The sequence below is a fragment of the Pseudomonas sp. FFUP_PS_473 genome (assembly GCF_002858665.1).
GTDB classification, from domain to species: Bacteria; Pseudomonadota; Gammaproteobacteria; order Pseudomonadales; family Pseudomonadaceae; genus Aquipseudomonas; species Aquipseudomonas defluvii.
The window spans coordinates 42,728-62,959 of the sequence record NZ_PJQQ01000023.1; the positions used below are offsets into that span (position 1 = coordinate 42,728).

A 20,232-nucleotide genomic window follows, 5' to 3' on the forward strand; every position below is an offset into this window, starting at 1 on the left:
CCTTAGGCAAGGCTCTGACACCAGGCATTTTGTCCAACAATCGTTATAAATGATGACATTAGCGGTGTTTTACATCTCAAATTCAGCGGCCAGGGCAGCCCGAACGCAGTACAACACCCCTTCTGGTACTCGTGCCCCGAACTGCCCGGCAATCGCCGAAACTGGCGGCAACTCACCCTCGCCATCAAGGAACGCGTCCTGAAGCTCGAGCAACAGGTCTTCCGGCAAATCCAGCGCCTGCTCCAATGACAACTCCTGACGACCAATGGCTTCGGCCAGCAGGCTGTAGACGTTTTTTTCGCTGCATTGCAGTTGGCCGGCGATCTGGATCGGTGTCATGCCGGCACGGGCCAGGGTCACCAACTCGTGACGCAGATCGACCACAACCTTGGGCGTTTCAGCCTCGCCACCGAGCACCTCAAGGAAGGCCTGACCATAGCGCTCCAGCTTACGCGCACCGACACCACTGACCCGGGCCATTTCGCTCAGGCTGCTCGGTTGGCTGCGCAGCATTTCGAGCAACGTCGAGTCGGGGAAGATCACGTAAGGCGGCACGCCATGCTCCTCGGCCAACTTGCGCCGCAGCGCACGAAGGGCCTCCCATTGCTCGCGCTCTTCACCACGCACCAACTGGCTCGCCGGGCTGCCGGAGCTGCCAGTGCCTTTGCTGGTCTGCGGTTTGAGATCTCGACGCAGCTCCAGGTTGACCTCGCCACGCAGTAACGGGCGGCAACTGTCGGAAAGGCGCAGGCCGCCATACCCTTCAAGGTCGATATCAGCCAGGCCTCGGGCAACCAGTTGACGGAACAGCGAGCGCCACTCCCCTTCCTGGCGCGCCTTGCCGACGCCAAACACCGACAACTGTTGATGGCCAAAACTACGCACTTTTTCGTTATCACGACCGAGCAATACGTCGATCAAATGGCCAACACCATAGCGCTGCCCCGTACGGTAGATGGCCGAAAGGGCCTGGCGTGCCGGCTCGGTCGCGTCCCAGGTCTGTACGCTGTCAACGCAGTTGTCACAATGACCACACGGCTGCTGAAGTTCTTCGTCGAAGTAGTTCAGCAATATCTGACGCCGACAGCGGGTTTCCTCGCACAAGGCCAGCATGGCGTCGAGCTTGTGCTGCTCGATGCGCTTGTGGCGCTCATCACCCTCGGAGTTTTGCAGCATCTGCTTGAGCATCACCATGTCCTGCAGGCCGTAGGCCATCCAGGCATCGGCGGGCAGCCCGTCACGGCCGGCGCGACCGGTTTCCTGATAGTAGGCCTCCAGTGACTTGGGCAAGTCGAGGTGAGCGACAAAACGCACGTTGGGCTTGTCGATACCCATGCCGAACGCAATGGTCGCGACCATGATCAGGCCCTCCTCGTTGAGGAAGCGCCGCTGGTTGCTGGCACGGGTTTCAGCGGGAAGACCGGCATGGTAGGGCAAGGCCGGGAAGCCCTGATCACAGAGGAAGGCTGCAACATCGTCGACTTTCTTTCGCGACAGGCAGTAGACAATACCGGCGTTGCCACGGCGCTCGCCAAGGAACGCCATCAACTGCTTGCGTGGCTGCTCCTTGGGCACTATGCGATAGAAAATGTTCGGCCGATCGAAACTCGACAGAAAGCGCTCGGCATTCTGCAAATGCAGACGGGTAACGATTTCCTCGCGGGTACGCATGTCGGCCGTGGCCGTCAGGGCAATACGCGGCACGTGCGGAAACAGTTCGGCCAACTGCCCCAGTTGCAGGTACTCCGGACGGAAATCGTGGCCCCATTGCGATACGCAGTGCGCCTCGTCAATCGCGAACAGCGCAATCTCCAGGTCGCGCAGGAAATCCAGCATACGCGGCTGAACCAGACGCTCAGGCGCCAGGTAGAGCATCTTGATTTCGCCGCGCCGGATCTTCCCGGCCAGCTCGCGCTGCTGCTCGGCACTCAGGGTCGAGTTCAGCGAGGCAGCCGCCACCCCCAGCTCATCGAGGGTTGCAACCTGGTCTTCCATCAGGGCAATCAGGGGCGAGACAATCACCGCCAGACCATTGCGCAACAACCCCGGCACCTGATAGCAGAGCGACTTGCCACCACCGGTAGGCATCAGCACCAAGGCGTCCCCGCCCTTGGCCACACATTCGATGATCGCACCCTGGCGACCACGGAAACTGTCGTAGCCGAAGATATCCTTGAGGACGCGCTGAGCCTGTTCGAGCATAGAAACTCCAAAAATCGCAGAACCATCCTCGCCACAGGCTGGATGAAAAACCGATCCGCCTCATCCGAAAATGCGTAAGCGGCTTTTACCCCGGGACCGCCACGCAGGGCTCCCGACACAAAAGCCGGGCATTATACCCGAGCACCTGCCCGCGCAGGTGCCTCTACGATAGAGCGTCTTCCTTTGCATCGTTTGCACCGCAAGGTGCTAGAATTCATTATCGTTTATTCCCAAGGTAGCCCTGTAATGTCCTTCGCTGAGCAATTGAACCGCCTGCAAGCCTTCCTCGACGCCGACGAGTTGCATGAGGAAGCGCTGGACTACGTTGCCGCTCATGGCTACCTGACCGCGCTGTCGATCTGCGCCGAAGCCGTGCCCGAGCGTGAATGGATCGACGCCCTGTTCTCCGAAGAGCCGCATTACAAGGACGACGCACAGCGCACCGAGATCGAAACGACGCTGATCAAGCTCAAGGAACACATCGCGCGCCAACTGGCCAGCGACGAGGAGTTCGAGCTGCCATGCGACCTGGACCTTGGCGACGAGCCGGACGACTCCGAGTTGCGCGGCTGGTGCATCGGTTTCATGGAAGGCGTATTCCTGCGTGAAGAAGCCTGGTTCGAGACCGCGGAAGAAGAAGTCAGCGAAATGCTGCTGCCGATCATGGTCGGTTCCGGCCTGTTCGACGAGCAGCCTGAATTTGCCGACATCGCCAGCGATGCCAACCTGATGGACGACATGATCGTGCAGATCCCCGAGGCGCTGACTGCGCTGTATCTGCTCTGCCATGCGCCAGACGAGAAGCCAGCGCTGCTCAAACCCCGCCACCACTGAGTTTTTACCGATGCGTTACCTGCTGCTGGCCATCGGCTGGCTCAGCGTTGCGCTGGGGGTGATCGGCATCTTCCTGCCGGTACTGCCGACCACCCCGTTTCTGCTGCTGGCAGCAGCCTGCTTTGCGCGCAGCTCGCCCCGTTTTCACGACTGGCTGATCAACCACGCCCAACTGGGCCCGTGGATTCGTGACTACCTCAACGGCAAAGGCATTCCCCTCAAAGGCAAGGTCTACGCCATCGGCCTGATGTGGGCAAGCATCAGCCTGTCCTGCTACTTAGTACCCTTGCCGTGGGCGCGTGGTTTCATGCTGACCAGTGCGGTGTTGGTCAGCGTCTACATCTTGCGTCAGAAAACCCTGGTTAAACGTTGACAGCCTATGCCGTTGGCGGGAGCCGCCGCGCTTTGCACAAACACTCAGCGCACATGGTTACGCGCGTAGGTCTCACTGCCCATCGCCGCAATCTGCCCTTCGATCAGTGCGTCGAATGGCTTTAGCAACCCGTCAAACACGTCCGGCGCCTCGAGCACGTTCAATGCCTGCACCACCGCCTCCAGCGTCGATAAAGCGCCTGGTTCCGGCGCCTTGCGCAACCGGTAACGCGACGGCTGAACGGTTGCCAGGCTGACCCTCGGCAAGCCCTCCAGCAACGGGTTCAGGTGCAACAACTTGCGTGCCTTGCGCCAGGTTCCGTCAGGCACCACCAGCAGCCAGGGACGCGAGTCCTGGTCGTTACTGTAGGGACCAAGCGCTTGCGCTTCATCTCCAGGAAACAGCACGGCAACCCGGTAACCGGGGGTCGCGATCAGATCGGGCAGGTCATCAAACACTTCGCCCACCCGCAACTCGGCATTGCGCAGGCCCAAGCCAGCCAGGCGAGCAGTGTTCAGCGCATGGCGGACTTCACTTGGGTGCTGCAAAAGCACGACGCGTGTACGGCTCTCAAGGCTGGGGATCAAGGGGCAAAGGCAGTGGTTTTGCGGTCGCAGGCAGCGCTCGCAGTTGATTCTGGACATCGATTTCTCCTGAGTGCACAAGTGTGCCACAACAGGCTCGAAAAGCTTACCCACATCCCTGTGGGTAGCCGGGGCTAGCGGTTGAAGCGTTCTGCCAGGCTGTACAGGTAATCAGCCATGTGTTCGAGGTCCCGACTGATCTCTGCGCCTTGCTTGGCCTGATCGGCGCTGTGGTCGCAGAGCTGGGCGATACGGGTAATCTGCTGATTGATGTCCTCGGCCACATGGCTTTGTTGCTCGGAAGCCGTGGCCATTTGTTGGCTCATGCCCGTAATGCGGCTCACGGCCTGGCTAATACCGACCAATGCTGATTGCACGGCCTCAACGCGCTGCACACTGTCACGGGAAATCTGCTCGCCCTTGGTCGCGGTGCTCACGGCGCGCTCGGCACCGGAACGCAGCGAGGCAATGATCTGGTGGATTTCCTCGGTGGACGTACGGGTACGCTGGGCCAGCGAGCGAACCTCATCGGCCACGACCGCAAAGCCCCGCCCCTGCTCCCCCGCCCTGGCGGCCTCAATGGCCGCGTTCAGCGCCAGCAGGTTGGTCTGCTCGGCAATCGAGGTGATCACATCCACGACACTGCCAATCGACTGGGTCTGGTCAGCCAAGGCATGCACTGCCACGCCAATGTTGTTGACCGCTTCGCTCATACTGCTCATCGCTTGCAAACTCTGCTGAGCCAGATCACTGCCCTGCTGAGTCAGCTTGTCAGCATCGGAAGCGGCAATGGCCGTGTTCTGCACATTGTGGGTCACCTCCTGAATCGTCGCGGCCATTTGCGCGATGGCCGTGGCGGACTGGTCGGTCTCATTGCGTTGACGATCGAGCATCTGCGCCTGGGAGCCCGACAAATCGGAAGATTGCGCCGCCCGCGCCTTGACCCCGACGCCCGCGTCAACCAACCGGGTCAGTGCGGTCTGCAGCCGGGCCTCCTCACTGATAATGGCCAGCTCCAACTGCCCCAGCAACCCCGCATTGTCACTGTAGGTCAGTGCAACCAGCGGGCTGGTGAAGGCTTTGGGGTGCTCCGCCAAAGTGCGCTTGATGGCGCGGTTCTGTCGCGATTCGGTCAGGTACCAGGCAGCAAGCAGGCTCGCCGCCAACACCCCCAGCGCCGCGTATTGCGGCAACCACAGGTACCCTGCGGCCGACACGCCTCCTGCAACCAGCAATGGCCAGCCATGAGCCAGCTGAGTGCCCAGCCGTGCAGCGACCGGTAGCGCCGAACGCCCTTGGCGCAAGCGCGCATACAATGCAGAAGCCCGGCGAATCTGCTCACGGCTCGGCACTGAACGTACCGACTCATAACCGCTGATCCGGCCATTTTCATAAATCGCCGTAACGTAGGCACTTACCCAGTAAAAATCGCCGTTCTTGGCCCTGTTCTTGACCACGCCCATCCAGGGCTTTCCCTGCTTGATGGTCTCCCACATATGGGCAAACACCGCAGGCGGCATATCGGGATGACGTACCAGGTTGTGCGTCTGGCCTACCAGTTCCTCATTGGTAAAACCACTGATCGAGATAAAGGCATCGTTGCAGTAGGTAATGCGGCTATTCAGGTCGGTGGTGGAGATAAGCCGCTGTTCATTGGGAAAGGTTCTTTCATGCTCAGTTACGGGCAAATTCATGCGCATCTGGGCGTTCCCTGCTTGGAGGAAGATGATAGAAAATCATCAAGCAAAGGAAGGTTTAGCAGAGCCTTTACGGGCGTGATGGCGAAAAAACCCAGAAATTTCCCGATTTTCGAAAAATATTTTCCAGACATACCGTTCAGGCCGGCATGAGCTGTGCCTTGAGCAAATCACGAAAGGTCTGGATCAACGGTTCGCGGCTGCGCCCGCGGCGGATGATCATGGAAAATGGCGCTTGGTAACCGAAAGTCGCCGGGGACAGCACCCGCAAATCGCCCTTGTCCACCCAAGCCTGTGCATAGTGCTCGGGCAAATAACCAATGTAGGCACCGGACAACACCAGGATCAGCTGTGCCTCCATGCTCTCCACCGTTGCCGCGCTGTGCTTGAAACCATGCCGAGCAAGTTCCGCCTGGCTCCAGTAACCGCGCCCGACCATGCGCTGCTGGGTAATCACTTGCTCGGGAATACGCCGTTGCAGGTAGAGCGGATGGCGATTGCTGCAGTACAACCAATGTTGCTCGCGGTACAGCGGCTGATACAGCAAGCCACTCATGCGTGTGGAAAACGCGCCAATCGCCAGGTCCAGGCGGTTGTCCTGCACGCCCAACTGCAACTCGTAAGGGCTGGACACCGACAAGTGCAAATGCACCGCCGGGTGCTCCTGACTGTATGCACCAATGGCCTCGGCCAGCGGCAAGGCCCGGTCACCAACCGTTGAATCGATCACGCCCAGATTAAGCGTGCCACGCAACTCGCCTTTGAGCGCTGCAGCGTACTGCTCGAAACCTTCCATTTCCGCCAGCAAGCGCAACGTTTCCTGATGAAACAGTTCGCCCTTGCTGGTCAGGCTGAAGCCACCGCGCCCCCGATGGCACAGCACGATCCCTAACGCAGATTCCAACTGGCTCATGTAGGTGCTGATGGCCGAGGTCGACAGGTTCAACTCTTGCTGGGCATTGGCGAACCCTTGATGACGCACGACGCTGACGAAGATGCGCAGCAGTTTCAGGTCAGGCAATGCGTTGGCCATGTTCGGTTGATCCGTGGGGGATGGTCTGCAAAGTCTAACCAGCACCGGGCGCATAGTTCATAAAAATCTGAAGTAAGTATTTAGCTGTAGCGATTCTTTTCAACCACTACGTTTTGCAGACTCCGCCACAACCCGGCCTGTGCGCGGTGTTTCAGTTGCTTTCCCGCTTCAGCCCGACAGGTTTCAACCACTAAAACTATCGAATCGATGAGGCCAGACCGTGGACAAGATTCTTCATCAACCGCTGGGCGGCAACGAAATGCCGCGCTTCGGCGGTATCGCCACCATGCTCCGTCTCCCCCACCTGCAAAGCGCAGCCGGCCTGGATGCCGCGTTTGTCGGTATTCCGCTGGACATCGGCACCTCGCTACGCTCAGGTACTCGCTTCGGCCCGCGGGAGATACGCGCCGAGTCGGTGATGATCCGCCCTTACAACATGGCAACCGGTGCCGCCCCCTTCGACTCACTGTCGGTGGCCGACATCGGTGATGTGGCAATCAACACGTTCAATCTGCTCGACGCGGTGCGGATCATTGAAGAGGCCTACGATCAGATCCTGGCACACGATGTGATTCCACTGACCATGGGCGGCGACCACACCGTGACCCTGCCGATCCTGCGTGCCCTCCATAAAAAGCACGGCAAGGTCGGACTGGTGCATATCGATGCCCACGCCGACGTCAATGACCACATGTTCGGCGAAAAAATCGCCCACGGCACCACCTTCCGCCGCGCAGTCGAGGAAGGCCTGCTGGACTGCGACCGGGTGGTACAGATTGGTTTGCGCGCCCAAGGCTACACCGCAGAGGACTTCAACTGGAGCCGCAAGCAGGGCTTCAGGGTGGTTCAAGCCGAGGAGTGCTGGCACAAGTCGCTAGAGCCACTGATGGCTGAAGTGCGCGAGAAAGTCGGTGGCGGCCCGGTCTACCTTAGCTTTGACATCGACGGTATCGACCCGGCCTGGGCGCCTGGTACCGGCACGCCAGAAATCGGTGGCCTGACCACCATACAGGCCATGGAGATCATTCGTGGCTGCCAGGGCCTGGACCTGATCGGCTGCGACCTGGTGGAAGTGTCCCCGCCTTATGACACGACCGGCAATACCTCGTTGCTCGGCGCCAACCTGCTCTACGAAATGCTGTGCGTATTGCCGGGCGTGGCACGCCGTTAAAGCAACACCTCCAGGACAACCGCCACGGCAGGAAGCCATGACAGTGCGGCCGCTGACCGGCCCGCTGTACTGAAGAATGCCCCGGGCGGCCATGGCCGCCCGCGAGGTCGATCTCGCCATAATAAAGACAATCGGAGACACCCCATGGCCCTGGATATTTTCGTTGTACTGATTTATGCCGCCGGCATGCTCACGCTCGGCTGGTATGGAATGCGCCGAGCCAAGACTCACGAAGACTACCTTGTCGCTGGCCGCAACCTCGGCCCGACCCTGTACATGGGCACCATGGCCACGACCGTATTGGGCGGCGCGTCTACCGTTGGCTCTGTACGCCTTGGCTATGTCCATGGTATCTCGGGTTTCTGGCTTTGCGCCGCCTTGGGCATGGGCATCATCGCCCTGAACCTGTTCCTGGCCAAACCGCTGTTGCGCCTGCGTATCTTCACGGTCACCCAGGTACTTGAGCGCCGCTATAACCCCATGGCACGTCAAGCCAGTGCCGCGATCATGCTGGCTTATGCACTGATGATTGGGGTGACCTCTGTCCTGGCCATCGGCACCGTTCTGGAAGTGCTGCTCGACCTGCCGTTCTGGCTGGCCATTGTGCTCGGCGGTGGCGTGGTCGTGACCTACTCAACCATCGGTGGCATGTGGTCACTGACCCTGACAGACATCGTCCAGTTCGTGATCAAGACCGTCGGCCTGATGTTCATCCTGCTACCGGTGTGCCTGTACAAGGTCGGGGGTTGGGATGAGTTGGTGAACAAACTGCCAGAAGCCAGTTTCAGCTTCACAACCATCGGCTGGGACACCATCATCACCTACTTCCTGATCTACTTCTTCGGCATCCTGATCGGTCAGGACATCTGGCAACGGGTGTTCACCGCGCGCGACGAAAAGGTGGCTCAATATGCCGGTACGACCGCTGGCGTCTACTGTGTGATCTATGGTCTGGCCTGCGCTCTGATCGGTATGGCAGCACATGTGCTGATGCCTGACCTGAGCAACCCCAACAACGCCTTCGCCGCCGTAATCAAGGGCACCCTGCCCGATGGTATCCGCGGGTTGCTGATGGCTGCTGCCCTGGCTGCCATGATGTCCACCGCCAGTGCTGGCCTGCTGGCAGCCTCCACCACGCTGACCGAAGACCTGCTGCCACGGCTGCGCGGCGGCAAGCAGTCGAGCCTGGGAGTGAACCGTCTGTTTACCTGCCTGACCGGTATCGTGGTGCTGGGCATTGCACTGGTGGTGAACGACGTGATCAGCGCGCTGACCCTGGCTTACAACCTGCTGGTCGGTGGCATGCTGATTCCGCTGATCGGCGCGATCTACTGGAAGCGCGCGACCACTGCAGGCGCAATCACCAGCATGGTGCTGGGTTTCGGCACCGCACTGGTATTCATGTTCAAGGATGGCCTGGAAGCCAATACGCCCATCTACTACAGCCTGGCAATTGGCCTGATCAGCTTCATCGCGGTCAGCCTGATGTCACGCCAACCCGTAAAAGCAGCAGAACTGGCCTGAGCTGAATCTGACCTGAACATACCGTCGCATTCGCCATGATGCGACGGTTTTCAGGCCGATACTGCGCCAGTTTACTTGCGCGGCTGGCGTTTGCGTTGCTCCTCATCACTGGGAATCGGAACCGGTTGCAGCGGTGGCGGAATCAGGCCAAGCGCAACAGCCAGGTCATGTAGCCAGTTATACAGCGCATTTTTCATGACATCCCCCTTACGGGCTATCTGGTGCGGCAAAGAAGTCCTGCGGCGCTTCATAGAGATCATAGCCCGATGTCCTTCTCTGCGCACCGCTGAATCTGACAAAGAAAACACGGCTTGACCTCGATCAAGCGCTGACCATACGGCATTGCACGGGCTCAAGCCGGTCTTCCTGCTGCAACGCCACCCAGGCACTGAGGTTCGCCCCCAGCATGCCCTTGCGCCACATCAACCAGGTGGTGGCCTCGTCGAACGGTGACTGCAAACGGTGAACCGCCACGCTTTCACGCCCCGGCAGGCTCTCCAGCATGGATTGCGACATCAGTGCGACACCGGCGCCGCCAATAACGCAAGCCAACATGCTGGGGTAGGACTCAATTTCCATCACCCGGCCCATGGCCGCATGGTCGTGGGCATACCAGGCTTCAAGACGCATCCGGTACGAACAGCCCTGACGAAAGGTGAATACCGCACGCCCTGCCACATCACGGGCACTGCGCACCGGGGGATGATCGGCCTCGGTGATCAACACCAGGGTTTCATCGCACAGCGGCACACCATCCAGGCCCGCCAGGCTCAACGGACCATCGACCAGTGCAGCATCCAGGCGCCCACTGAGCAAGCCCTCAAGCAGTTCACCACTGGGCGCCGCCTGCACCTGCAAATTGACCGCTGGGTAGGCCCGATGATAACGCGCCAGCAAGGCAGGTAAATGGATGGCAGCCGTGCTGTACATGGTGCCGAGCACAAAATTCCCTGCCGGTTGGCCGCCCTGCACTGCGGCAAAGGCCTCATCGTGCAAGGCCAGCAGGCGTCCGGCGTAATCCAGCAACACCTTTCCTGCCGGTGACAACTGCAGACGCTGTCGTTCGCGACGAAACAGCTCTACGCCCAATTGCTCCTCAAGTTGGCGCAGGCGCGTCGACAGGTTGGACGGCACCCGATGCAACTGCTCGGCAGCCCGGGTAACCGAACCCGTCTCGGCAACCGCCTGAAAGATTCTCAGCTGACTAAGCTCCATGGTCATTCTCTAAAAAAGAACAGGTTCATCATAATTATTCAATTTTATTGAAAGTCAATGCGCACTAGCCTGACGGTCATCGAACCTTGCATTGGAGACCCGTCATGTCCCCGACTCTGCGCCTGCTCGCCAGCTTCGTCGCCTTGATGATGGCGATGGGCATTGGCCGTTTTGCCCTGACCCCACAACTGCCACACCTGATCAGCGAAGGTCAGTTGGGCCTCAGTGCTGCCGGGGTGGTGGCGGCAGCCAACTACCTGGGTTACTTCGTGGGCGCGCTGGACGGCATGTTTGCGCGCCGGCCCGGGCAGGTCCGGCTGCGCTTGCTGGCCGGACTGTGGCTGTGTGTACTGCTGACCCTGGCGTCGTTCTGGGCGAACGGCTTCTGGGCGCATATGCTGCTGCGCTTTGGTACCGGTGTGGCCAGTGCCTGGGTGCTGGTGATGATCACCAGCTTAAGCCAGCAGTTGGCCGCGCAAAGCAACCGCACGCAGTTGGGCGCCTTGGTCTTTGCAGGCCCAGGCATGGGCATCTGCCTGACCGGTTTGCTCGCCCTGTATTCCAACCTACAGGGGCTCGGTTCCGCACCGCTGTGGTTGATCTATGCCGCCACCGCCCTGCTGATGCTACTGGCCATTCTGCCGCTGCTGCCGCAACCCGCAACCGCTACAAACGCAGCGATCAGCCTGGGCGGCAGCACACCAGGAATTGCCCGTCTGAGCGTTATCTATGCGCTGTACGGCACCGGCTACATCATTCCGGCGACCTTCATGTCGCAAATGGCCAATACACACTTCCACGGCCAGTGGCTGGCCGACCTGTTCTGGCCCGGCTTTGGCCTGGCGGCAACGCTGGGTGTGGTGATGGTCAGTCGGCGTCGCCCCGGACAAGGCAGCACGTCACGCTGGTTGATGGTAACGCTATGGCTGCAGGCCGCCGGGGTATTTGCTTGCCTGCTGGGGAACGGCCCCGGCCTGGCGCTGGGCGTGGTGCTCTGCGGTACGCCGTTCCTGGCCTGTATGCAGTTGGTGATGCAGCGCTCTCGGGAACTGGCACCACACGCCACCCAACGCAATGCGGGGCTGCTGACCGCCTGTTTTGCCCTTGGTCAACTGAGCGGCCCTTTGCTGGCCGCCCTGAGCACCCAGTTTGCCGCCAGCCTTGAGCCCGCGTTGATAGTCGCAGGCGCCGGCCTGTTGCTGGCGGGCACCCTGTTGCTGGCCCCCGTTACTGGCCGAGCAGGCTGCGCAAACGTCGACGTACCCACTGCTCTGCGCTGACCATCGTGACCCCGAGCAGCACGCAGACGGCCCCAAGAATGAAGTTCAGACTGAGCGGCTCGCCAAGCAGCAGTACCCCAAACGTCACCCCGAACAACGGGGTGATGAAGGAAAACACTGCCAGGTTCGATGCCAGGTAACGGCGCAACAACCAGAACCAGGTCAAGTAACTGAAGAACGACACCACCAGGCCCTGGAACAACAGGCTGCCAACCGATATCGGGGTAAATGTAACCTGGCCGATCTGGCCACTGACCGCGGCGATCATCAGCAGCCCGACAAACCCCACCAACAACTGGTAGAACAGCGTCAGTGTCGCCGGGGCATCGGACAACCGCGAACCGCGCACCACAACGGTCGTTGCGCCCCACGCCATGCCGGCCAGCACACCAAAAGCATCCCCGAGCAGCATGCGCCCGTCCAGATGCTCCAGCGATACGCCACCGGCAAATGCCACCGCAATACCGCCAAAGGCCAGCGCAATACCCAGCCATTGCAATGGCCGCAGGCGCTCGCTGGGCAGAAGCCAATGCAAGCCCAGCGCGGTAAACACCGGCGCGGTATAGAGAAACACCGACATATGCGCTGCCGAAGTCAGTTGCAGGCCTTCGGCAATAAACAGAAATTCCAGGCCAAACAGTGCACCGGCCAACAGACCGCCGCGCCAGGTACTGCTGACATGCTCCCAGCCACCACGCCAGCAGATCAGCAACCCAACCAGCACCGCTGCAATACCGGAGCGACCGGCGGCCTGCATCACCGGCACGATGTCGGCCGCTGCCCATTTGATCATGACCTGCTGCATGCCCCAGATCAGGCACAACCCCAGCATGATTTGCAGGGCAAACGCGTCGGTCGCGCGGCGGGTGGTGCTCATGACAGGCACCCCGTCAGCAAAAACAGCATGGGAAACTCTCGGCAACAATGAATTCAGTGCCGATTATCAACGGGTAGTGAGGTGCATTACCAGCTACCGCTCCACATTTGAACGGTGCAGGGGCTTGCCTATGAGGGGATCACGGGCAAGCCCTGCTTCAACACAATGTGTTTTCAGAAGCAGGCCTTGCCGGTGACAAGGTGCCGAATTACTCGGCAGCTGGGGCTGGCTTGCGACGCTTCAGGGGGGCCAGGCCATCCTGGCTTACCAGCGGTGCGCTGGCTTTTGGCCGGTTGGCAGGCTTTTTCTTGGCGACGGCTTTCTTGTCACCTTTCTTGTCAGTCTTTTTCTTCTTGACCCCTACCGCCTTGCCCGATGCCTTGACCTTCTTCGGACCGCTGTAGGTGCCCTTGACCTCCTTGATGACCCGGCGCTCGAAGCTCTGCTTCAGGTAGCGCTCGATGCTGGACATCAGGTTCCAGTCGCCATGGCAGATCAGCGAGATGGCCAGGCCTTCATTGCCGGCACGACCGGTACGGCCGATGCGGTGAACGTACTCGTCACCACTGCGCGGCATGTCGAAGTTGATCACCAGGTCCAGGCCATCAACGTCCAGGCCACGGGCCGCGACGTCAGTGGCAACCAGCACCTTGGCCCCGCCCTGCTTGAGGCGTTCGATGGCCAGTTTGCGGTCTTTCTGGTCCTTGTCGCCGTGCAGCACGAAGGCTTTGAAGTCCTTGGCGACCAGGTGCCCGTAGATACGGTCGGCCATGACACGGGTGTTGGTGAAGATGATGGCCTTCTGGTAGGTCTCGTTGGCCAGCAGCCACTGAACGATCTCTTCCTTGTGCTGGTTGTGGTCGGCCGTAATGATCTGCTGGCGAGTACCTTCGCTGAGCTGGCTGACGTTGTTGAGCATCAGGTGTTCAGGGGTCTTCAGCACTTTGCCGATCATTTCACGCAGGCCCGCGCCGCCGGTGGTGGCGGAGAACAGCAGGGTCTGTTCACGGTTAGGGCACTCGTTGCACAGCCGCTCGACGTCTTCGGAAAAGCCCATGTCGAGCATGCGGTCGGCTTCATCAAGCACAACAACCTGCACGTGCTCCAGCTTCAGGTTGCCGGCATTGAGCTGTTCGAGCATGCGCCCTGGGGTGCCAACCAGAATATCAGGCACCTTGCGCAGCATGGCGGCCTGCTCCTTGAAGTCCTCACCACCGGTGATCATGCCGGCCTTGATGAAGGTGAACTGAGCGAAACGCTCGATTTCCTTGAGGGTTTGCTGGGCCAGCTCACGGGTTGGCAACAGGATCAGGGCACGGATCTCGACACGCTTCTGTTTCAGATCGACCAGGCGGTTGAGCACAGGCAGAACAAAGGCTGCTGTCTTGCCGCTGCCGGTTTGTGCCGTCACCCGCAGGTCACGCCCTTGCAGCGCCAGGGGAATGGCCGCTGCCTGCACCGGCGTCGGCTCGACAAAGTTCAGCTCGGCCACAGCTTTAAGCAGGCGTTCGTGCAGGGCGAATTGGGAAAACACGGGTGTACCTCGGGCAAGTGCAGAAATTCAGTTGCATAGGGTAACGTTTTCCACGGCTGGAGCCGAATTTCTTTTGGCACTGAACGAGAAATACGGGCTCTAATGGCCCGTCTTTCATTTACAGAACCTTTCAAACGGTATGGATATCTCCACATTGTGGCAAAACGCCCTGGACCTCTGGGGCACGCTGGATCAACACCCGCTGTTGCATGCCGGCCTTGGCCTGAGCGTGCTGCTGGCCCTTGCACTGGCCCTCGGCCGGGTGGCGCGCTTTCTGATCCTGCACGCGGTCAAGCTGCTGGGCCGCCAACCGGCCTTGCACTGGCTCAACGACCTGCTGCGAAACAAGGTATTCCAACGCCTGGCCCAAACCACCCCGTCACTGCTGGTGCAGTTCGGCCTCAAGCTGGTGCCGGAACTGAGCGCCACCACCCAGCATTTCCTCGGCAACCTGGCGCTGGCCTTCACCATCCTGTTCATTACCCTCGCCGTCAGTGCCCTGCTCGACGCCATGCTGGCTATCTACGCGCGCACTGAACACGCCCGTACCCGCTCGATCAAAGGCTACATACAGCTGGCCAAGATGGTGCTGTTCGTATTCGGCGCGATCATTATCGTCGCCACCCTGATCGACCGCTCGCCGCTGTTGCTGCTGTCCGGCCTGGGTGCGATGTCGGCGGTGATCCTGTTGGTCTACAAGGACACCCTGCTGTCGTTCGTCGCCAGCGTGCAGCTCACCAGCAACGACATGTTGCGGGTCGGTGACTGGATCGAAATGCCGCAAGTGGGCGCCGATGGTGACGTGGTCGATATCACACTGCACACGGTAAAAGTTCAGAACTTCGACAAGACCATTGTCTCGATCCCGACCTGGCGCTTGATGTCCGAATCCTTCAAGAACTGGCGCGGCATGCAGCAGGCCGGGGGGCGGCGGATCAAACGCAGCCTGTTCATCGACGCCGGGGGCGTGCGCTTCCTGCAGCCCCATGAAGAACAGCGCCTGGCCGATATTCGCCTACTCTCCGACTACATCGCACACAAGCGTCATGAACTGCACAGCTGGAATGAGGCACAAGGCCCGGTTGCCGAACTGTCGGCCAACCGCAGGCGCCTGACCAACATCGGTACCTTTCGTGCATTTGCCCTGGCTTACCTGAAGAGCCACCCGGACATTCAGCCAAACATGACCTGCATGGTCCGGCAGATGCAGACCACTGCGCAGGGCGTGCCACTGGAAATCTATTGTTTCACCCGTACCACGGCGTGGGCCGACTACGAGCGTATCCAGGGCGATATCTTCGACTACCTGCTGGCGGTACTGCCGGAGTTTGGCCTGAGCCTGTACCAGCAGCCAAGCGGCAACGACCTGCGGGCCGGGTTGTTACCCTCGTCCCTGGCTGGCGAGCAACGGTCGTTGAACGCCGATGCGGCTAAGCCATAGCGAGGCAAGTATCACCGCACCACCAAGGAACAATCGCCCCAGTGGCTCATGCTGGTTCCAGATCAACAGGTTGAGCAAGAGCCCCACGGGTACATGCAGGTTGTTCATCACCGCCAGGGTACCGCCGGAAACCAGGCAGGCGCCCTTGTTCCACCAGTACAGGCCCAGCGCAGTCGGGCACACCCCGAGAAACAGCAGCACCAGCCATTGCACCTCGGTGCTCGGCAGGTGCTGCGCGTTGCCGAACAGCAAGAACGCTGGCAACACCACGATCAAGGCGCCGAGATAGAAATAGCCGAAGCGCCGGTAGTGCGGCAAATCGCTGGGGTAACGCGCCACAAGGTGCTTGTACAGGACTTGCCCGGCGGCATAGGTAAAGTTGGCCACTTGCAGCAGCAGGAAGCCCATGAAGAAGTCCGGGTTGATCCGGTCAAAACGAATCACCGCCGCACCGCCAACTGCCACCAATGCCGCCAGCAGCGCCCACGGGTTGAAACGCCGGTTCAGGGCATCCTCGATCAGCGTCACATGCAAGGGGGTGAGGATGGTGAACAGCAACACTTCCGGTACCGTCAGCACCCGAAAGCTCAGGTAAAGGCACACGTAGGTAATGCCGAACTGCAGCGCGCCGATGCCGAGCATTGCGCCCATGAAGCGCGGCTCGACCTGACGCCAGCGGGTCAACGGCAAAAACACCAGCAACGCCAGTAACACCCGCGCCAATACGGCGAAATAGCTGTCGACATGCCCGGCGAGGTACTCGCCGATCAAGCTGAAGGAAAACGCCTGGATCAGCGCGACAATTAATAGATAGCCCATGTTTACCCCGTGCAGTGCAGCCCGCGACCTTAGCGGTTCGCCGCCAGGCGATCAATACGCTCAGGCACGCGTGGGGCCTTGTCGCCAGGGATAGTCGCGAGCCTGAACGAGCCGCCCACAAAAAACCCGATCAAGCACAGGGCATTGATCGGGCAGGTACACCCAAAGGAGCAACAGGTGTCAGGCGGGAAAGTCGATTGAAGCTCAGGCCACCGCAGCCAGTTTTGCCTTGGCCTGATTCAGGCCCTTGTCGTGGAAATCACCGCCCATGTTCAAGCCCTCGGCGTGGATGAAGGTCACATCGTGGATACCGATGAAGGCCATCACCTGACGCAGGTAGGGTTCCTGGTGGTCGCTGGCGCCGCCGGCATGGATACCACCGCGAGCGGTCAGCACATAGGCACGCTTGCCTGTCAGCAACCCCTGCGGGCCGGTTTCGGTGTACTTGAAGGTAATCCCTGCACGCAGTACATGGTCTAGCCAGGCCTTCAGCGTGCTCGGGATAGTGAAGTTGTACATCGGCGCAGCCATTACCAGCACATCGGCGGCCAGCAGTTCATCGGTCAATTCGTTTGAGCGTTGCAGTGCCTTCAGTTCTTCAGCACTGCGCTGCTCTTGAGGCTTCATCCAGCCACCGAGCAGGGTTTCGTCCAGATGCGGCACCGGGTTGGCAGCCAGATCGCGTACGGTGATCGTGTCAGTCGGATGGGCTGACTGCCACTGCGCGATGAAGTCGCGGGTCAATTGACGCGAGATCGAATCGTTTTGGCGGGCGCTGCTTTCGATGATCAGTACACGGGACATGGTTGCCTCCAATCGGCAAGGTCGCTAAGTCGATGGAGGCAAGATTAAACAGCATTGTATCGATTAAAAAGCGCAAAAATCTGGTGCAACCAATCGAATAATTTGTTTTATTTGACCAATGCTCTACCCTGACAGGTAAAGCATCTGGTTCTACTGAGGCTTGCAGCTAAGGGCTATGCGCAACTTGATGATCTTGCGGTTGAACTTGGCGTTGACGTCCACGCTTTGCTTGGCAGGTACCTGCACACGGCGTACACGGGGGGCTTCCGGGCCATTGCGGAAGGTCACCTTGCACTGGGCCGCCACCTCACCGTAGTTGTTCAGGGTGATCGCGCCCATGTCGTAGTCCGTGTCGTAGGTGGTGTAGTCAAGCTTGACGCCCTCCAGCTCCTTTTCCACATCGATGGGATAGGCCAGGGCCGTGAGCGGCAGCAGGGCCAGCAATGCAGCACAACATTTTTTCATTCGGCGCTCTCCATGACAGTGCGCCAGCTTAGGACAACAGGAGCCCTTGATGAAAGCGCCGCGCGTTACCCTGGATCAGTGGCGAACCCTGCAGGCCGTCGTCGACCACGGCGGCTTCGCCCAGGCCGCCGATGCCCTGCACCGCTCACAATCTTCTGTCAGTTACACCGTGGCGCGCATGCAGGAACAGTTGGGCGTACCACTCCTGAGAATCGATGGGCGCAAGGCGGTGCTGACCGAAGCCGGCGGCGTGCTGCTGAGACGCTCGCGACAACTGGTCAAACAGGCCAGTCAACTGGAAGACCTCGCCCACCATATGGAACAGGGCTGGGAAGCCGAGGTACGGCTGGTAGTGGATGCCGCCTACCCCAACGCACGCCTGGTTCGGGCATTGAGCGCCTTCATGCCGCAGAGCCGCGGCTGCCGGGTACGGCTGCGTGAAGAGGTGTTGTCCGGGGTCGAGGAAGTCCTGCACGAAGGTATCGCCGACCTTGCCATCAGCGGCTTCAACATCCCCGGTTACCTGGGCACCGAATTGAGCGCCGTAGAGTTCATTGCCGTAGCCCATCCCGAGCATGCTCTGCATCGCCTGCAGCGCGCGCTAAGCTTCCAGGACCTGGAAAGCCAACTGCAAGTGGTGATTCGCGATTCGGGGCGCTCGCAACCGCGCGATGTCGGCTGGCTGGGCGCAGAACAACGCTGGACCGTCGGCAGCCTGGCCACCGCTTCAAGCTTCGTCTGCAGTGGCCTGGGCTTTGCCTGGCTACCGCGACACCTGATCGAACGCGAATTGCGCGAAGGCCTGCTCAAGCCGTTACCTCTGGACCAGGGTGGCAGTCGCCACCCGCTGTTCTACCTTTACTCGAACAAGGACAAACCACTGGGCCCAGCCACACAGATCCTCATCGAGCTGTTGCGCAACTTCGACACCGCACCGCTGGACGTGCCCTTCGCCGCCCCCGCCCAAGCCTGACAGGAATCACGCCCATGGCCTACTTCGAACATGAAGGTTGCTCACTGCACTACGAGGTCTATGGCCAGGGCGAACCCTTGGTGTTGTTGCACGGCTTGGGTTCCAGCTGCGAAGACTGGGAGTTTCAAGTGCCTGAACTGGCCCGTCACTACCGGGTTATCCTGATGGACATCCGCGGCCATGGTCGCTCGGACAAACCGCGTGAACGCTACAGCATCGCCGGGTTCAGTGCCGACCTGCTGGCATTGCTCGAACACCTGCAACCCGGCCCGGTGCACCTGGTCGGGTTGTCGATGGGCGGCATGATCGGCTTCCAGTTCGCTGTCGATCACCCGCAATGGCTGCGCAGCCTGTGCATCGTCAACAGTGCACCCGAGGTCAAAGTGCGCAGTCGAGCAGACTGGCTATGGTGGTTCAAGCGTTGGAGCCTGGCCCGCCTGCTCAGCACGGAGGCCGTCGGTAAAGGCCTTGCGGCCAAACTGTTTCCAAAGCCGGAACACGCCCACCTGCGGCGCACGATGGCGCTGCGCTGGGCACGCAACGACAAGCGCGCCTACCTGAGCAGCTTTGACGCCATCGTCGGCTGGGGCGTGCAGGAACGCCTGGGGCAAATACGCTGTCCTACGCTGGTGATCAGTGCCGACCAGGACTACACCCCGGTCGCATTGAAAGAACGCTACGTTGAGCTGATCCCTCAGGCACGACTGGCGGTCATCGCCGATTCACGGCACGCTACACCACTGGATCAACCACATCTGTTCAACCAGACCCTGCTGCAGTTTCTCGCTGCTGCTTCAACTACCGCTCAAGGATCATTGAGTCCATGCTGAAAAAAATCCTCCTGGCCGCCTGCGCTACCGTGTTCGCCACCAGCCTGATGGCTGCCGACAAACAACCCCACGTGCTGCTGACTACCAGCTTCGGCGATATCGAAGTTGAACTGGACGCAGAAAAGGCGCCGATCAGCACCCAGAACTTTCTGGGTTATGTCGACAGCGGTTTCTACAACAACACCATTTTCCACCGGGTGATCCCGGGCTTCATGGTTCAAGGCGGTGGCTTCACCAAGGACATGGGGCTGAAAGAGACCAAGGAGCCGATCAAGAACGAAGCGGACAACGGCCTGCGTAACACGCGTGGCACCCTGGCCATGGCCCGTACGGCGGCGGTGAACTCGGCCACCAGCCAGTTCTTCATCAACCACAAGGACAACAACTTCCTTGACCATGGCGGCCGTGATTTCGGCTATGCGGTGTTCGGCAAAGTGGTCAAGGGCATGGATGTGGTCGACCAGATCGCCAATGTGAAAACCACCACCAAAGCAGGCATGGGCGATGTCCCGGCAGATCCGGTGATGATCATCAAGGCTAAACGCCTCGACTGAAATCGGGTTCACAAGGACGTGA

19 protein-coding genes and 2 pseudogenes are annotated in these 20,232 nt (G+C 60.1%); 9 read left to right on the top strand and 12 right to left on the bottom strand.

Annotated features, from left to right (window positions below; genetic code table 11):
• Window positions 1-69: 69 nt before the first annotated feature.
• A complete protein-coding gene (gene recQ / locus CYD26_RS16600; protein WP_065760889.1) occupies window positions 70-2,202 on the bottom strand; it encodes a DNA helicase RecQ in 2,133 nt (710 codons plus the stop codon).
• 246 nt (window positions 2,203-2,448) lie between these two features.
• Between recQ and CYD26_RS16605 the strand changes: the two genes are divergently transcribed.
• Together CYD26_RS16605 and CYD26_RS16610 are read left to right on the top strand one after the other, a co-directional pair.
• Window positions 2,449-3,036, top strand: a complete 588-nt coding sequence (locus tag CYD26_RS16605; protein WP_065760888.1) for a YecA family protein — start codon at window positions 2,449-2,451, stop codon at window positions 3,034-3,036.
• A 10-nt stretch (window positions 3,037-3,046) separates the two neighbouring features.
• On the top strand, window positions 3,047-3,409 hold the full coding sequence (locus CYD26_RS16610) for a YbaN family protein (protein WP_065760887.1): 363 nt from the start codon (window positions 3,047-3,049) through the stop codon (window positions 3,407-3,409).
• A gap of 44 nt (window positions 3,410-3,453) precedes the next feature.
• On the opposite strand, the gene CYD26_RS16615 is transcribed toward CYD26_RS16610, so the two are convergent.
• From CYD26_RS16615 to CYD26_RS16625, 4 genes and pseudogenes are all read right to left on the bottom strand, one after another.
• Window positions 3,454-4,053 carry a tRNA-uridine aminocarboxypropyltransferase gene (locus tag CYD26_RS16615; protein ID WP_065760886.1) on the bottom strand — a complete coding sequence of 200 codons (600 nt, stop codon included), beginning with the start codon at window positions 4,051-4,053 and terminating at the stop codon, window positions 3,454-3,456.
• Between the two features lie 74 nt (window positions 4,054-4,127).
• A pseudogene (locus CYD26_RS25970) lies at window positions 4,128-5,102 on the bottom strand (methyl-accepting chemotaxis protein); the annotation flags it as partial.
• 279 nt (window positions 5,103-5,381) lie between these two features.
• Window positions 5,382-5,693 (bottom strand): annotated as a pseudogene (locus CYD26_RS25975) (PAS domain-containing protein); the annotation flags it as partial.
• 136 nt (window positions 5,694-5,829) lie between these two features.
• Window positions 5,830-6,723, bottom strand: a complete 894-nt coding sequence (locus CYD26_RS16625) for a LysR family transcriptional regulator (RefSeq protein ID WP_065760884.1) — start codon at window positions 6,721-6,723, stop codon at window positions 5,830-5,832.
• 220 nt (window positions 6,724-6,943) lie between these two features.
• On the opposite strand from CYD26_RS16625, the gene speB reads away from it, so the two are divergent.
• Both speB and CYD26_RS16635 read left to right on the top strand, forming a co-directional pair.
• Entirely contained in the window at window positions 6,944-7,894 is a 951-nt protein-coding gene (speB, locus tag CYD26_RS16630) for an agmatinase (protein ID WP_065760883.1), read from the top strand.
• Window positions 7,895-8,038: 144 nt separating this feature from the next.
• Window positions 8,039-9,418 (top strand): sodium:solute symporter, encoded by a 1,380-nt coding sequence (locus CYD26_RS16635; protein WP_065760882.1) that lies wholly within the window; start codon window positions 8,039-8,041, stop codon window positions 9,416-9,418.
• Window positions 9,419-9,489: 71 nt separating this feature from the next.
• On the opposite strand, the gene CYD26_RS25550 is transcribed toward CYD26_RS16635, so the two are convergent.
• Together CYD26_RS25550 and CYD26_RS16640 are read right to left on the bottom strand one after the other, a co-directional pair.
• Window positions 9,490-9,615: a PA1414 family protein gene (locus tag CYD26_RS25550; protein ID WP_256587577.1), complete on the bottom strand. Its 126-nt coding sequence runs from the start codon at window positions 9,613-9,615 to the stop codon at window positions 9,490-9,492.
• Window positions 9,616-9,739: 124 nt separating this feature from the next.
• Entirely contained in the window at window positions 9,740-10,633 is an 894-nt protein-coding gene (locus CYD26_RS16640; RefSeq protein WP_102053101.1) for a LysR family transcriptional regulator, read from the bottom strand.
• Window positions 10,634-10,737: 104 nt separating this feature from the next.
• On the opposite strand from CYD26_RS16640, the gene CYD26_RS16645 reads away from it, so the two are divergent.
• Window positions 10,738-11,913, top strand: a complete 1,176-nt coding sequence (locus CYD26_RS16645; protein ID WP_102053102.1) for an MFS transporter — start codon at window positions 10,738-10,740, stop codon at window positions 11,911-11,913.
• On the opposite strand, the gene CYD26_RS16650 is transcribed toward CYD26_RS16645, so the two are convergent.
• Complete coding sequence (locus CYD26_RS16650; RefSeq protein WP_102053103.1) at window positions 11,861-12,790, bottom strand: DMT family transporter; 930 nt, start codon at window positions 12,788-12,790, stop codon at window positions 11,861-11,863. The genes CYD26_RS16645 and CYD26_RS16650 overlap by 53 nt on opposite strands.
• A gap of 208 nt (window positions 12,791-12,998) precedes the next feature.
• A complete protein-coding gene (locus CYD26_RS16655; protein ID WP_065760681.1) occupies window positions 12,999-14,324 on the bottom strand; it encodes a DEAD/DEAH box helicase in 1,326 nt (441 codons plus the stop codon).
• A 139-nt stretch (window positions 14,325-14,463) separates the two neighbouring features.
• Between CYD26_RS16655 and CYD26_RS16660 the strand changes: the two genes are divergently transcribed.
• Window positions 14,464-15,765: a mechanosensitive ion channel family protein gene (locus tag CYD26_RS16660; protein WP_102053104.1), complete on the top strand. Its 1,302-nt coding sequence runs from the start codon at window positions 14,464-14,466 to the stop codon at window positions 15,763-15,765.
• Here the strand turns inward: CYD26_RS16660 and CYD26_RS16665 are convergent.
• From CYD26_RS16665 to CYD26_RS16675, 3 genes are all read right to left on the bottom strand, one after another.
• Complete coding sequence (locus CYD26_RS16665; protein WP_099773852.1) at window positions 15,706-16,584, bottom strand: carboxylate/amino acid/amine transporter; 879 nt, start codon at window positions 16,582-16,584, stop codon at window positions 15,706-15,708. The genes CYD26_RS16660 and CYD26_RS16665 overlap by 60 nt on opposite strands.
• Before the next feature lie 204 nt (window positions 16,585-16,788).
• Window positions 16,789-17,388 carry an FMN-dependent NADH-azoreductase gene (locus tag CYD26_RS16670; RefSeq protein ID WP_102053105.1) on the bottom strand — a complete coding sequence of 200 codons (600 nt, stop codon included), beginning with the start codon at window positions 17,386-17,388 and terminating at the stop codon, window positions 16,789-16,791.
• A 150-nt stretch (window positions 17,389-17,538) separates the two neighbouring features.
• Window positions 17,539-17,853 carry a 3-phosphoglycerate kinase gene (locus tag CYD26_RS16675; protein WP_065760685.1) on the bottom strand — a complete coding sequence of 105 codons (315 nt, stop codon included), beginning with the start codon at window positions 17,851-17,853 and terminating at the stop codon, window positions 17,539-17,541.
• A 49-nt stretch (window positions 17,854-17,902) separates the two neighbouring features.
• On the opposite strand from CYD26_RS16675, the gene CYD26_RS16680 reads away from it, so the two are divergent.
• The 3 genes from CYD26_RS16680 to CYD26_RS16690 are packed head-to-tail and all read left to right on the top strand — an operon-like array spanning window position 17,903 to window position 20,210.
• Window positions 17,903-18,826, top strand: coding sequence for a LysR family transcriptional regulator (locus tag CYD26_RS16680; RefSeq protein WP_065760686.1), 924 nt, complete (start codon window positions 17,903-17,905; stop codon window positions 18,824-18,826).
• 14 nt (window positions 18,827-18,840) lie between these two features.
• On the top strand, window positions 18,841-19,656 hold the full coding sequence (locus CYD26_RS16685; protein WP_099773850.1) for an alpha/beta fold hydrolase: 816 nt from the start codon (window positions 18,841-18,843) through the stop codon (window positions 19,654-19,656).
• Window positions 19,650-20,210 (top strand): peptidylprolyl isomerase, encoded by a 561-nt coding sequence (locus CYD26_RS16690; protein ID WP_099773849.1) that lies wholly within the window; start codon window positions 19,650-19,652, stop codon window positions 20,208-20,210. Before CYD26_RS16685 ends, CYD26_RS16690 begins: the two co-directional genes overlap by 7 nt.
• Window positions 20,211-20,232 lie beyond the last annotated feature (22 nt).

What these genes read in the sequence shown, in the direction of transcription:
- CYD26_RS16690 (WP_099773849.1), top strand. Translation starts at nt 19,650, where the DNA reads ATGCTGAAAAAAATCCTCCTGGCCGCCTGCGCTACCGTGTTCGCCACC.
- CYD26_RS16640 (WP_102053101.1), bottom strand. Translation starts at nt 10,633, where the DNA reads ATGGAGCTTAGTCAGCTGAGAATCTTTCAGGCGGTTGCCGAGACGGGT.
- CYD26_RS16615 (WP_065760886.1), bottom strand. Translation starts at nt 4,053, where the DNA reads ATGTCCAGAATCAACTGCGAGCGCTGCCTGCGACCGCAAAACCACTGC.
- CYD26_RS16660 (WP_102053104.1), top strand. Translation starts at nt 14,464, where the DNA reads ATGGATATCTCCACATTGTGGCAAAACGCCCTGGACCTCTGGGGCACG.
- CYD26_RS16650 (WP_102053103.1), bottom strand. Translation starts at nt 12,790, where the DNA reads ATGAGCACCACCCGCCGCGCGACCGACGCGTTTGCCCTGCAAATCATG.
- CYD26_RS16685 (WP_099773850.1), top strand. Translation starts at nt 18,841, where the DNA reads ATGGCCTACTTCGAACATGAAGGTTGCTCACTGCACTACGAGGTCTAT.
- recQ (WP_065760889.1), bottom strand. Translation starts at nt 2,202, where the DNA reads ATGCTCGAACAGGCTCAGCGCGTCCTCAAGGATATCTTCGGCTACGAC.
- CYD26_RS16665 (WP_099773852.1), bottom strand. Translation starts at nt 16,584, where the DNA reads ATGGGCTATCTATTAATTGTCGCGCTGATCCAGGCGTTTTCCTTCAGC.
- CYD26_RS16625 (WP_065760884.1), bottom strand. Translation starts at nt 6,723, where the DNA reads ATGGCCAACGCATTGCCTGACCTGAAACTGCTGCGCATCTTCGTCAGC.
- CYD26_RS16635 (WP_065760882.1), top strand. Translation starts at nt 8,039, where the DNA reads ATGGCCCTGGATATTTTCGTTGTACTGATTTATGCCGCCGGCATGCTC.
- CYD26_RS16610 (WP_065760887.1), top strand. Translation starts at nt 3,047, where the DNA reads ATGCGTTACCTGCTGCTGGCCATCGGCTGGCTCAGCGTTGCGCTGGGG.
- CYD26_RS16645 (WP_102053102.1), top strand. Translation starts at nt 10,738, where the DNA reads ATGTCCCCGACTCTGCGCCTGCTCGCCAGCTTCGTCGCCTTGATGATG.
- CYD26_RS16670 (WP_102053105.1), bottom strand. Translation starts at nt 17,388, where the DNA reads ATGTCCCGTGTACTGATCATCGAAAGCAGCGCCCGCCAAAACGATTCG.
- CYD26_RS16680 (WP_065760686.1), top strand. Translation starts at nt 17,903, where the DNA reads ATGAAAGCGCCGCGCGTTACCCTGGATCAGTGGCGAACCCTGCAGGCC.
- CYD26_RS25550 (WP_256587577.1), bottom strand. Translation starts at nt 9,615, where the DNA reads ATGAAAAATGCGCTGTATAACTGGCTACATGACCTGGCTGTTGCGCTT.
- CYD26_RS16605 (WP_065760888.1), top strand. Translation starts at nt 2,449, where the DNA reads ATGTCCTTCGCTGAGCAATTGAACCGCCTGCAAGCCTTCCTCGACGCC.
- CYD26_RS16675 (WP_065760685.1), bottom strand. Translation starts at nt 17,853, where the DNA reads ATGAAAAAATGTTGTGCTGCATTGCTGGCCCTGCTGCCGCTCACGGCC.